At 40.4% G+C, this 13363-nt stretch carries 11 protein-coding genes; 2 read left to right on the top strand and 9 right to left on the bottom strand.

Annotated elements, in window-relative coordinates:
* Positions 1 to 8 precede the first annotated feature (8 nt).
* Entirely contained in the window at positions 9 to 1133 is a 1125-nt protein-coding gene (recF, locus tag RMY00_RS28180; RefSeq protein WP_322650702.1) for a DNA replication/repair protein RecF, read from the top strand.
* 382 nt (positions 1134 to 1515) lie between these two features.
* Here the strand turns inward: recF and RMY00_RS28175 are convergent, their stop codons facing one another.
* Positions 1516 to 2202, bottom strand: a complete 687-nt coding sequence (locus tag RMY00_RS28175; protein ID WP_322650701.1) for a pentapeptide repeat-containing protein — start codon at positions 2200 to 2202, stop codon at positions 1516 to 1518.
* A gap of 151 nt (positions 2203 to 2353) precedes the next feature.
* Positions 2354 to 2812, bottom strand: a complete 459-nt coding sequence (locus tag RMY00_RS28170) for an MgtC/SapB family protein (protein WP_322650700.1) — start codon at positions 2810 to 2812, stop codon at positions 2354 to 2356.
* 1088 nt (positions 2813 to 3900) lie between these two features.
* On the opposite strand from RMY00_RS28170, the gene RMY00_RS28165 reads away from it, so the two are divergent.
* A complete protein-coding gene (locus RMY00_RS28165) occupies positions 3901 to 6258 on the top strand; it encodes a putative PEP-binding protein (RefSeq protein ID WP_322650699.1) in 2358 nt (785 codons plus the stop codon).
* A 2-nt stretch (positions 6259 to 6260) separates the two neighbouring features.
* Here RMY00_RS28165 and RMY00_RS28160 read toward each other — a convergent pair whose 3' ends face one another.
* From RMY00_RS28160 to RMY00_RS28130, 7 genes are all read right to left on the bottom strand, one after another.
* On the bottom strand, positions 6261 to 7079 hold the full coding sequence (locus tag RMY00_RS28160; RefSeq protein WP_322650698.1) for a hypothetical protein: 819 nt from the start codon (positions 7077 to 7079) through the stop codon (positions 6261 to 6263).
* 50 nt (positions 7080 to 7129) lie between these two features.
* Positions 7130 to 8302 carry a hypothetical protein gene (locus RMY00_RS28155; protein WP_322650697.1) on the bottom strand — a complete coding sequence of 391 codons (1173 nt, stop codon included), beginning with the start codon at positions 8300 to 8302 and terminating at the stop codon, positions 7130 to 7132.
* A gap of 228 nt (positions 8303 to 8530) precedes the next feature.
* Positions 8531 to 9187 carry a DUF1361 domain-containing protein gene (locus RMY00_RS28150; protein WP_322650696.1) on the bottom strand — a complete coding sequence of 219 codons (657 nt, stop codon included), beginning with the start codon at positions 9185 to 9187 and terminating at the stop codon, positions 8531 to 8533.
* Positions 9188 to 9745: 558 nt separating this feature from the next.
* Positions 9746 to 10222, bottom strand: a complete 477-nt coding sequence (locus tag RMY00_RS28145) for a hypothetical protein (protein WP_322650695.1) — start codon at positions 10220 to 10222, stop codon at positions 9746 to 9748.
* A 130-nt stretch (positions 10223 to 10352) separates the two neighbouring features.
* Positions 10353 to 11117: an ABC transporter ATP-binding protein gene (locus tag RMY00_RS28140; protein ID WP_322650694.1), complete on the bottom strand. Its 765-nt coding sequence runs from the start codon at positions 11115 to 11117 to the stop codon at positions 10353 to 10355.
* A 29-nt stretch (positions 11118 to 11146) separates the two neighbouring features.
* Entirely contained in the window at positions 11147 to 11800 is a 654-nt protein-coding gene (locus RMY00_RS28135; RefSeq protein ID WP_322650693.1) for an energy-coupling factor transporter transmembrane protein EcfT, read from the bottom strand.
* A complete protein-coding gene (locus RMY00_RS28130; RefSeq protein ID WP_322650692.1) occupies positions 11793 to 12716 on the bottom strand; it encodes an energy-coupling factor ABC transporter permease in 924 nt (307 codons plus the stop codon). Before RMY00_RS28130 ends, RMY00_RS28135 begins: the two co-directional genes overlap by 8 nt.
* Positions 12717 to 13363 lie beyond the last annotated feature (647 nt).

Genomic DNA, 13363 nt, shown 5'->3' with positions numbered 1-13363 from the left:
TTGAACTTATGTACCTGAAAACTCTAAATCTACGACAATTTCGCAATTATCAAGACCAAAAGGTTGAGTTTAGTGCTGCCAAAACAATCTTGGTAGGTAATAACGCTCAGGGAAAGTCGAATTTGTTAGAGGCGGTGGAGTTGCTGGCGACATTGCGATCGCACCGAATTACCCGCGATCGCGATTTGGTTCAAGAAGGGGAACCCATAGCCCAAATTAATGCCACTCTTGAGCGACAAACAGGCGTTAGTGACCTGACTTTAACCCTCCGCCGCAATGGTCGCCGTAGCGTTGCCCTCAATGGTGAATCTATCCGCCGTCAAATGGATTTTCTCGGCGTTCTCAATGCAGTCCAATTTTCCAGCCTCGATTTAGAACTAGTACGCGGCGGCCCGGAAGGTCGCCGCAACTGGTTAGATACACTCTTAATTCAACTCGAACCAGTTTATGCTCACATTTTGCAGCAGTATAACCATGTGTTACGCCAGCGCAATGCTTTTTTAAAACGCTATCTGGAGACGTTGGATGTAACCTCTCTACAGTCAGAGCTGGTGTTGTGGGATGCACAGTTAGCTACTACAGGAACCAGGGTAATTAGACGACGCGATCGCGCCATACAACGATTAGCTCCCATTGCTACGGCTTGGCACGCTAGCATTAGCGGCAGTACAGAAGTTCTCCAAATCAAGTATTTGCCGAATATTCCTTTAGAGGATAACCATCCAGAAGAAGTGCAGCAAGCTTTTTTAGCAAAAATCCAGCAACGAGCGATCGCCGAAATGCACCAAGGCACTACTCTTGTTGGCCCTCATCGAGACGAAATAGAATTAACTATTAACCAGACACCCGCTCGTCAATACGGTTCTCAAGGTCAACAACGAACGCTGGTTCTAGCCTTAAAATTAGCAGAATTACAATTAATTGAAGAAGTCGTTAAAGAGCCACCATTGCTATTGCTTGATGATGTTCTTGCCGAACTAGATTTATCCCGCCAAAATCAATTACTTGATGCCATTCAAGACCGCTTTCAGACCCTAATTACTACTACTCACTTGGGTTCTTTTGATTCTCAATGGTTGAAATCTTCACAAATCCTTTTTGTGAAGGCAGGAGAAATAATGCAACATCAATAATTATAAAAATCATATTTATAGTAGTTGAAGCATAGTTTATATCAATTCGTAATTAAGAAACTTAGATGTAGTAAGACTTTCTTGATTTATATCTATTGTCTCATACTGTTTTTTTGTGAAGCTAGACCAAATCGTAAGGATTCAGGTGTTTAAAACCCCGTCACAGAGCTAGTTTCAAAATTGAGTTTCTCTTATTAACATACCTTTAGTCGCAATAACGCACGAAAATATAGTCGTTACGCAATTCTTATTGAGAATATAAATTTGTGACTAATCCCTAGAAACCTTTATCAACAAAAGCTCGTAGAGATTTTGGTATGACCTGAATCCTTACACCAAATCTTAAGACTTGGAGGCCTATTTACTGCTCTATACTTACTTACTAATATGTTTCTGCGTTATCCGTCGTTTCTTCATCAACAGGTTTAACTATTACATTTGTATATCTTTGAAGAATATAAGCAGCTTGAAATAAATCTAAAATTACACCTTTAAGCTGATTGATATTAATTTGCAAGCCTTCTATATTAGAACCTCGAAAATCTGCATCTTTAAATTTAGCATTAGTAAGAATAACGTTATTCATTCGGCAATTTATAAATTTTACATTTGTTAGATAAGTTTCCAAAAATGTGGAATCTTCAAGCTGACAATTTTCAAAAATAACACGCTCAAACTTACTCAAATTAAATTGTGAAAACTGTCCTTGACAGTTCTTAAACATAACATTTTTTAATCTAGATTTTATTGCTTTAAATCCCAGTAATCTACAGTTAATAAACTCAACTCTACTAAGCAAACTTTCTTCCCATTCAGTATTAGCAAAATCACTTTTAGTAATTTTAACATCTTGTAAAGAAAGCTTTTTAAAATAAGTATTTATAGCTTTAACATTATCAAAGTAAGCATATTGAAAATCTACTCCTCTAGTTCCCTCAAGCTGACAATTTGATAAATGTACGTTTTGATAGCTCTCTAATTCAGATAATTGATTATCTGGTATTCCCTTATTCATACTTTCAGATAAAGGTAAATTAGGAAGCTCAAGAACTCTATGTTTCTTAGGCATCTTTTTTATTAAAAATAATATATAATTAATAGGACTTATGCAAACTCTACGATTCTTGGTGTTCTTCTCTAACGAGACGCTACGCGATGGCGTCTTGGCGGTTCGATAAATTAAGCTTTTTAGCACTTTTTGCGTAAGTCCTAATTAATTACTAATCACGTTTTTCTAATTTTTTAAAAACGGTAAGAACCAAAAAAGTCAAAAAAGCACTGATTAATGCTAACTGCCACAAACCACAGCCAGCAGCAATTCCCAAAGCAGCCGAAACCCAAATAGCTGCTGCTGATGTGAGTCCGTGAATTTCAAGTCGCTGTGATTCTTGAGAAGATTGGCGCACAATTTCTCCAGCACCGAGAAATCCCACACCGGCTGCAATGCCCTGAATGACGCGGCTAAGTGCATCACGACTGGACAGTGGCCCATCTGTTTGCATAATTATGAGAGTAAAAATGGCTGAACCGAAACTCACCAAGATATGAGTTCTTAAACCAGCTGGTTTACGTCTAATTTGGCGTTCTAAGCCGATGATTGCTCCAATGAACAATGCAAGGCACAGTCTGAAGCTAATATTTAGCCAATCATTAGTTGCAAGGTAGTAAGTGTTTGGCAATGCTTACTTTGGTGTAGAAGATTTTATATATTAGTACAGCAAAGCATAAATCTAGGTACTATACATATAAATTAACAAGACTTTGAGCAAAATTCTATTGTTAAAGGTAGGTAAGCTTTCGCCACAGCTACTAATACCGCAAGGCGGAAGTCAAAAGTCACGCATACTTTAATTTTAGGTCTGTGTCTAATGAAATATTAGATTTATTTCCGCCGAACTATACAAGGTTGATTATTAATATTTTTACAAAAATAGTGCAGGAAGCATTTTAATCTTTTATTGATGGAGTCTAATTTAACGAGTGCAATTTAATTGCTTGTATCATATTTTGGATGATATCAATTAGGTAATAGTTTTTTAGGTATAACTTAATATCTTACTTTATTAAGATTATTTCTCAATAATAAATTATCTCGGTCAAAATGAAGGTTTGCATTATTAAATTATGGCAATGATCATAAATTGGGCAAACTGGATAAATTTAAGTTTATTAAATAGATTTTAACTCTTTAAAACGACTGAACTATAAAATTGTACCTGAAATTGCTAGATTTAACCTATACACTCAATAATTAAATATGATATCGCCATCTACAACTAGCTCAAACAACTAAACCCCCGATTATAGGAAAGAGAGGCTAAATAAAGGAAAATATCAATATTGCGTAGGTTTTGAAGATTTGTAGGTTGGGTTGAAGGTCGTGAAACCCAACAAAGATAAAGAAAATGTCGGGTTACCCTACGGGAAGCCCCTTTGGGTCTACGTTCCTCAAACGCCACTTGCTACCCTGCGGGAATGTCAAAGGCGAATAAGCCGGCACCGCCTAACGCAGTAGCTCCCTAACCTATTCCGGAGTGCTTTTTTGGGCAAAACCTACGCACTATTGAGGAAAATATTTGAATTACAAAGGAGTTAAATTACAGCAATACATCGTGTAACTGGCAATTAACCACTAATAAGGTCGGCAAATTAAACGTAAATGCTGGAAACTCCTCTTTTAGTAAGGAGTCAGTAGATTTCCGGCTAATAACGTACTAGGAGGAAATGGCTATGGCTACAAATAAATAACTGACAACTAACAAATTGAGTGGACAAACTCTACTGGCTAGACCAAATTAAACTACAAGACCGCGCCAAAGTAGGTGACAAAGCATTTTACTTGAGCAGAATCATGCAGCGTGGCTATCCGGTGGTGCCTGGTTTTGTCGTTTCGACAGAGATTTTGCGAGAATTTCTCGAAAATCTCAATAGTTCAGAATCATTAGTGGCTGACTTACCCCATTCTTCGTTACATCTAGATGTAGCTAATTGGCGTCAACTTCAGCAGGTAGCTGGTCGCTTGCGCCAAGAAATTCTCACTGCGACTGTGCCGCAGGATTGGGTGACTACAATTTTCCAAGCAGCTAGAGAATGGCAAACTGGTTGTTTGATTCTTCGTCCTACCTTAGCAGTATTAAATGCTACTCCAAGTATAAAGAATATATCTGGTTTGCTAGAATCGGTGTTTTGCCAGTGCGAACCAGAAGCGATCGCTTTTGCCCTCAAGCGTACCTGGAGCCAGATATTTCGTGCTAGAAGTCTACTATATTGGCAACGGGCAGGAATTAACCTGCAACAAATCAGTTTAGCTGTTTTGGTTCAACCTGTTGAGAATGCGATCGCCAGTGGCTTGCTGAGTGCTAACTCCTCTGGATGGGAAATTGAGTCTACTTGGGGATTAGGAATTGCAATTGCTCTTGGCGAAGTCCAGCCAGATGTTTACTACATTCAACAAGCAACCGGTGTTGTGCTTGAGCAGCAGTTGGGCAATAAAATGCTCGCTTATGGTGTAGATGATGCAGCACCTGAAGCTTTTTCGCAACCCCTGCCCAAGTCAGCGCTAACATCAGATCACACTTGTCTAAATACCTACCTAATTCAGGAAGCCCAACAAAAACAGTACGCTTTACAAGAAGAATACGTACAACAAATAATTGCTCTAGGAACTCAACTAGTAAGTGAACTGGGTAAAAGCTTTACCATTAAATGGACTATCGCCCGGCAAAATACATCTGGCAAGCTTTACATTACACAAGTTAGTTCTCCCCATGTAATTCACCACAGACACTTTATTAGAGGAATAGGAGCAGCAGGAGGACGTGTTGTGGCGAATGCTTTTGTAATTAATAATCCGCAGCACAAACCCGAAGAATTACCCAAGGGAGTGATTTTAGTAATAAAAGCGATCGCTCCTGATTGGTTACCATTACTGCACCAAGTTGGTGGTATTATTACTGAACAAGGCGGATTAACTAGCCACGCAGCAATTCTTGCCAGAGAATTAGGTATCGCGGCAGTAGTTAATGCAACATCTGCTACAACCTTAATCCAAACTGGCGAACGACTGCTACTCGATGGCGACAGAGGAGAAGTTTATCGGATCAAAGAAGAAGGGGAAAGTGGGAAAGAAAAAGAGATGGAGAAGAGGAAAGTAGCAGAAAATCCTTTCCATCCCGCTATTTCCCCATCGCATCCTGTTACTTCTCATCTCCCTATGATTGCTACCCAACTGCTGGTTAACTTGAGTCAGTCCAGTTTAATAGAACAAGTACAAAGCTTCCCTGTAGATGGAGTGGGATTGTTGCGCTCAGAATTGATGGTACTAAATATATTGTCTGGGCAACATCCTAATAGTTGGATTTTAGGCGGGCGGCAAGCAGAATTGTTAGAGCTATGGTCTGAGCAAATTATGCAATTTGCCCGTGCCTTTGCACCAAGACCAGTTTTTTATCGTTCTTTAGATTGGCCACAAGATTTACCATCATTGAGTGATAATGTACAATCTTCAACACAATCGATGTTGGGTGAACGTGGCACTTTTAGCTATTTACAAAATCCCGCAGTCTTTGAGTTAGAACTGCAAGCTTTAGCGACTGTCCAGCAAGCTGGTTACAACAATGTAAATCTACTATTGCCTTTTGTGCGGACTGTGGAAGAATTTGTCTTTTGCCGTCGCAAAGTTGAGCAAGCTCTTTTAACTGAAGTGTCACAGTTTCAATTGTGGATGATGGCAGAAGTGCCAAGCATCCTGTTTTTACTGCCAGAATATGTTAAAGCAGGTGCAGCCGGAATTTCTATTGGTACAAATGATTTGACCCAATTATTACTCGGAGTGGATCGAGAACAAGGACAGCTAGGAAAAGTATTTAATGAACGTCATCCGGCAGTTATGGGTGCGATCGCTCAACTGATCCAAATGGCTAAAAGTGCCGATATCCCTTGTTCAATCTGCGGTCAAGCACCAGCCATCTATCCAGAAATCATCGATCAGTTAGTGGAATGGGGCATAACATCCATTTCTGTTGAACCGGAAGCAGTGGAGCGAACATATCAAGCGATCGCTCGTGCTGAACAGCGCATAATTCTAGCAGCAGCACAACGTGAATTAAAAGAGGGAAAAAATTAATTTTATTTAATATAGCTAGTTTCGCGTAAAAACTTACGTAAATCGGCGAAATATTTGGTGCGGTCGCTGTTTTTGTAAGCTTGCTGCACTCGTCCCCATCCATCCTCCCCTTGACCCAGCAGATACTTATCAGCCAAATAAGCTGCTAAAAAGCCCTTGCCATCATCGCCTTGTTGCCGTGCCTGGGTATAAGTTTGCCATAGCTCTGAGGCATGGTTGGAAATTAATTTAGGATAGCTACGAGTCACATCAACCATTTTTCCTTGGCGATAATGCCAAATTTGCAGGGGGTAGGCAGAAGCAGCATAAGCTGTAAAAGCATAGGCAAAGCGATCGTCTCGGCTATCAAACTCTGGCAGTCCATCTTTGTCTAAATCCCTGAGCCGATAGCCACCATTGCCCCATTCATGGCGAATATTAATATATTTTTGGGATTTATTGTCATAGCGATAAATCAATGAATAAGTACAACAGTGCGCTCCACCTGTAAAGAAATCGGCAATTATTTCTGGTTCTTTGTTACCATCCAAGTCTTGCACTGGTAAGTTATTTTCTTGTCCAGATATATTGCCCACAGGTCTGTCATATTCATTTTCTTGCGGCAGTTTTTGATCTAAAACAGTTTTACCTGCTCGGATAATTTTCAACCGGACATTTTTATACTGATATTCCTCTGGCTTTTCGTAGGATATTTCTGCTCGCACATTTCCCAATTGCCCAGTTATTGTTTCTGCTGTTGCAGTCTGGGTAAATACAGCCGTTGCACTCAAAAGAGCTAAACCGATTAGAGATTGACTGATAAAGGAGCGACTAGTAATCATCGTTGGTGTTGTATATAGCAGATTCAACTTTATACAACACCATCAAAATGTCAATATCGGTAAATTGCCGCAACGGCTGTGCTATATGGAATCTCTTCAAAGGGAACAGCGTAAACCGTGCCACCGTTTAATAAAGTATGAGCAGCAACAAAATCCAACAAATCCTCATCACCAGTTTCTTTTTCTGGATGCAAATAAACCGTTTCTGAGCTTGGATCGAATAAACCCCACTGTTGCTGACCAACTGCAACTAGTAATGAATCCACTCGCTGGTAATAAGCGGCTGAAATAACTTCTTCGAGGTTGTTAGATGCTTTGCCAGTATCACCACCAAACAATTCGTGAAATTGCTCTAAAACTACTTGCTGTGACTTTTGGAAATCAGCCTCGACAATCGGCCAAGCTTGGTCATGTAACTCTTGGGCGCTGAGAATTTCTGGATTACCAGTGATACCTTCATCCATCAAATGCTGGTAAGTATTTGCTTGTCTATATAAAGGCAAGAGATACTCTACCCCAGCCAGTACCAAAGGCGCTTTTTGCAATTTCAGTTTCTCGTGTAATGCGCCATCAACAATTTGAAAGAATTGCAGGATGTCTTCTTGGCGTCTATCCCTGTCAGGGCTTCCCTGTCCATGAAACGTACCTGGTTGCGAAAAAGGATTGGAGGTTCCTCCTTTTGATGTTGCGATGCGAAACTGACCTTCTTTAGCAGTATCGTCTCTTTGCAGAGCTTCATCTAGACTTTTAGGGAGATTTTCTACTTCTACCTCTTTGACACTGTAGCGTGTTCCTTCAAAGAACCTGACATCTTGTTGGCTCAAAGCCAGTATATAGAAGCGACCATTGCCATTTAAAATTGGTAGCAGTGGTTTGATGTGAAATCGGTCTGTAACTACGACCAACTCTTGAAAATCGATTGGTAGGGGATAACAGCGAAAAATATTGTCGGAAATAAAAATTGCCAGCCCTTGCTCTCCGATTTGCTCCCAAAACTCTTGGGTATCAATTTCCTGGGATTTTCCTAACAATGCGATCGCATCTTCCTGTTCCAAACCTGCATCAATTAAACGAGTCTCTGCTTCTCTGATCAAATTTTTAAAGCGAATTGGGTTTTGTCGCACTTCTGGGCCGGCTGGTTGCGTTGGCATATAAATTGAAACACAATTTCCTTTTGGCTGCTCTAATAATGTTTTTATTTCCTCTCTAGAAATTAATTGCATATTATATCCCTCCTATTAACGTGACCAAATACATCAGATCAAATCATTGATATTCAATAATCTGATAGGACGTTATTCTCAGATGGTGGCAGTTGTAGCCCAACCGTTTGCTTCTGAATTTATTTCACCTCAAGGAGGGTTTAATTGCATCTTTCTTTTGATAGGCAATATTGATCGAGGAAATTACTAATTAAAACCCTAAATTAAAAGCCAAAATCGTCACAAGCATCAAAAATTTGGCGTGTTAGAGTTTGCGCGTCCTGAATTTATCCCTATTTTACTATCACGTTGGTTAAGACCTAAAGTTACTCGTTTCATAATCCAGTACAAACTGGCAAGTACCACAAAGGTGATAGCAACAATCACTAAGGGCTGTTTTCCCAAGATTTCTTCTACCCCTTTGGTTAGTACGGCATCGGGTTGAGTAATAAAATCCCAACTGTTGAAACGCAAAAATCGTCCCCAATAAACACCAACAGCACAGAGAAGATGGGTAATTAACTCAACGCGCCAAATCCATTGACTTTTGCCGATCCGATGTAAGTAGTAACCCCAATTAATTAACGATATTACATAAGCTTCAAATCCACTAAGAATTACTAATAAATACAAAGGAATAAGCACTAAAGTAATCATCCAAACTGATTGAATCGTCCGGATATCATCTATCAAGTGAATTACATCAGTTAATAAATATGGTGCATTAGGTAAGAAAGCATAGAAAACTAAGAATCCTAGCCACCAAAGCCAAGAGCCACCACGCCTAAAGCGAAATAGCCACACACTCAAAGCTAAAGGTATAAAAGCCAGAAATAAATTCCAAGTCATCCAACTCATATTAATTCGCAAGACCTGTATAACTCTGGCTATCAATTCTTCTTTCATAGGTGCTAATTTAGAATATGTTTATTGGTCTAAGTTCACTCTGTAGTGTTAGTGTTAACCTTAGTGATTAACTGATAAAATCTTTTTACTCCCCAATAAATTTATTTACTCCAAGACCAGGCAAGACTTTTGTATCACTTCTAATGAAATGCACACTTGTATGTGTGGAATTTAAAGTTTCTATGTTTTTCATACTGGGGGATGAAGTTTCTCAATCAACTGAAATCACTAGTATAGCCAGAAAATCATTAGAGTAAAATCTACAACACAAAGAAAGTGTGAGCGGTAAAAACGCTGCTAAATACCTTCCTGTGGACTTTTTTTATGTGAATGTTGCCCCTGTCTCAATAAGGTTCGGATAAGTAGGGGAGGCAAAGAGTTTATGAAAAGCTATTCTTTCCCCCCCTGCTTGCCCAAACGAGTAAATTTCTTAACCGAACGGTATTGGCCCCTGTCCTAACTATTATATTGATTTAATTTTGCCCTGCTAGAGTTCCAGAAGCATTCTAAAGTTTTTGCCAAGAGTGTAAAATACTTGTGCGCCATCAGATAGATTATTTATTCTGGTTGACTACAGTATTTATTCATCTGATTGACTAATGTATCCGACTGCTGGCCAAGTGTTGTGGCTTTTGTCAAAGCTGAGTCAATTTCATCTCTCGCCTTTTGGATTTTTTCTCTACCAGATGCTGAGGCATCTGCTGTTTTGGTCGCACCAAGGGCCCTAGCGGCTTTGGCTACCGCTTGACTAAGATTTTGAAAAATCTTGATGAAACCGCTTTGAAATTCTTTCAGCTTAGGATCTTTTAAATTCAGTTCCTTAATCGATTTAGTCACAAATTCTAAATCTTTAGATAGCTGTATGCTGGTAATCACTTGCGTTCCTTTATTTTTATCAATCAGAGAAGTTCCGGCATTCACAACTCGAATCAGTCGCTGGCATTGGGAAACTTTATTTTCACTGCAACTACTAATGAATAAAACAATGCTTAGGCTAACAGAAGCAATAACAGTATATTTATGTGAAACAGACATTAACACCCCAACAATAAAACCGAGAATAAGTATCCAAATATTACGAGAAAATAAGACAGGGGAGACACGGAAGGCGAGCCATTGAGGAAAGATTATTGTTCAGTAATTCTTTTCTCCCCTTCATCTGGAATTACCAACCTATTGGCAAACCTAACTGGTCTAAAGTAGCACTATCTTGCAAAAGTGGCTGAATATTGCTGTCTATTTGAATGCGACCACCAGATAGTACCAAAGCGCGTTGAGTAACTCTGCCTAGCCAATGTAGGTCATGAGAAGCAATTAATATCACCTGCACGGGTAACTTTAACAACACTTGTGCTAAATGCCGCCGCCACGCTGGATCAAGACCGTTAGTCGGCTCATCCAAAATTAAAATTGTCGGGTCTAGGGCTAAAATTGAGGCTAGGGCGACCAGGCGTCTTTGTCCACCAGAGAGTTCGTGGGCGGAACGATTGGCGTAGGCAACGAGTCCAAAATCAGCTAATAACTGCCGGGCGCGATCGCTTGCCAAGGCTTGCGACATTCCATAGTTGCGTGGCCCAAAGGTGATATCTTCCAAGATGGTCGGCATAAATAGTTGGTCGTTGGCATCTTGAAAGCTAAAGCCGATTTGACGACGGACTTGGGGTAGAGTTTTCGGTTCTACCGGGATGCCATTAATCGTAATTTTCCCACTTTGCGGTTGTTTTAAGCCGATTAGGTTCTCTAGCAAGGTGCTTTTTCCAGAACCAGTTGCTCCCATCAACGCCACGCGATCGCCCGGATTTAAAGTAAAAGAAATTTCTTGTAATACTGGCTCCTGACGGGAATAGGCATACGCTAAGTTCTCAACCTCGACCACGGCTGCGTGGGGGTTATGGGTTGGTGATTGGGGATTAGAAGTTAAAGATTTCAAGATTCACAAACTCTATATTGACAACTGCACTAAATTTTGTAAGAAGCAAGAGTTACACAACTAGCGATCGCCCAAGCTGCTAGTATGGCAAAACGCTCTTTTGGTCTAAGGGTAGAATCTATGGGCAATTGCCCGTTGTAACCACGAGTTATCATTGCTGCATAAACTCGCTCTGCCCTGTCTAGACTACGGAGATACAAGGCTCCAATCATGGCAGCACTGGCGTAGCGTAGCCATGCCGTAGTTCCATTCAAACCGCGTAATTGAGCGCTACGCTGCATCCTCGTCACTTCTGAGAGCAAAATTTCCATATATTGCCCTGCTAATAACAAGTTTTCTTTTAAAGGTGCTGGTACGGGTAAACCTTTGAGGGCGATGCCGAAACTGTGGGGCGGTAAGGTTAACAAAAAACTATTCATAGTAACCAAACAAACCAAAGAACGAACTAGCAAAAAACTGGCTCGTTCCCATCCCAAGGGCAATGCTAGCAATGACAAAAAAATCAATTCTGTACCGAGTAACCCTCCCAAGCGGCGAATGGGTACGCGCAACAGCCAAGCCCACAAAAGTGCGATCGCGCCATATACACCTAAGTAATACCAAGCATTATGCTTTAATAAAGCTGCTCCCACTACAATCACTAGTGACAGTTGCAAACGTAACGGTAAGGAAAATTTAAGCATTCTTCGCTTTCACTACCTTGGCAATTCCAAAGGCAACAGCAAAGCAAACCGCAGCTCCTAAAAGTCCAGCGATACTTGTGCCAATTGGCCCCAAACCTTCAATACCATAGTCAGCTAAGGGAGTCGGCACAATTACCCGGACTTTACTGGCTAAGTCGATGAAGCCCGTGTTTGCGGCGACTTTCTCCAAACCATCAGGCCATGCTGAGGCAAAGAGTGACAGCACTCCCGCAATCAAGAAGATGGTGACAATGGGTACAGACCAACCGCGAAACTCCTGCTGTTCACCTGGTAATAAATCTGGTCGGGCTGTGGCTAAATAAGTCAGCACACCCCCGGTAATTATCCCTTCGCCGATGCCAATCAGAATATGCACACCAGTCATAGCTGGTAAAACTATGGCTACGGGTGCAGTTCCTGAAAGGGCTAACTCAATGGCACAAGCAATAGCAGCTACCACTACACTTACCCCAGCTGCAATGCCAGCAGCTAAGGGTAAGCGCCCTTTAGACCCCCCAAACAGTCTCTGCAAGGTTTGGGTTAAAATCCAGCCAACCCAAACACCAACTACTGCCATGTTCAAAATATTCGCTCCCAAGGCTGTAATGCCACCATCAGCAAACAGCACAGCTTGAATAATTAAAACTGTGGCGATACACAACGTTCCTGCCCAAGGACTGCCCAAAACGATCGCAGCTAAGGTTCCCCCCAACAAGTGACCACTAGTACCCCCTGCTACCGGAAAATTGATCATCTGGGCGGCAAAAATGAAGGCGGTGGTTAGTCCCAGTATGGGCGCACGGCGGATACCAAAAGCCTCTTGCGATCGCTCGAAGGCAATAAATAGTGCTGCTACACTCGCTAAACCAGTAGCTCCTGCCACTGGAACAGAAACAAATCCATCAGGAATATGCATAATCTACCCTGTACAATAGACGTTTATTTACTCAATACAAGCAATAAAACAAAAGCATTAAATTAATAACAAACAAAATTTTCACCTTTTTTGCAATGCCCTCTTGGGGGATTTTATGCTGTTACTTTCGAGATATTTACTATCCAATGGCTGCTAAATAGTATACCTATTTCCTATTTTATTAATTTTTGTTAACTTTATTTTTATATATATCGCTAAATATTGATAAATTCTTAGAAAAGTCGAAAAAACTTGACTTTAATAAGATAACGTGCATTTAATTTGCAGATTCTCAATCGCCAAAAGTCTGGCTAGGATTACCTTTTTTCTCTACGAGAGGCTATGCGAACATTTTGAATTGCTTTGCTGTTCTTTCAGTTAAGATATAGTTATTAGAGCAGTTTTTATTCAAAGCACATCTATCGTGGGGATACAGCATTGTAGTGCCCAAAAGCCTGAATTTCTTTACTAAATTGCTTTGATATTTATCTGGAATCAAAAAGCATTCCGAAGTCAGAGTTCAGGATTCAGAATGCAATTAGTTCTGACTCTGATTTACCACTTTTTTGTTTACTACCAATTTTAAGATTTTGTAAACTAGCACTTAATAAATCATTAAAATCCCATATAGTTAGCCTAAAGCACCG

The sequence above is a fragment of the Nostoc sp. ChiVER01 genome, from assembly GCF_034531155.1.
Taxonomy (GTDB): domain Bacteria; phylum Cyanobacteriota; class Cyanobacteriia; order Cyanobacteriales; family Nostocaceae; genus Nostoc.
The sequence above is the reverse complement of the archived record's forward strand: the minus strand, read 5'-3'. Positions and strand labels throughout refer to the sequence as shown.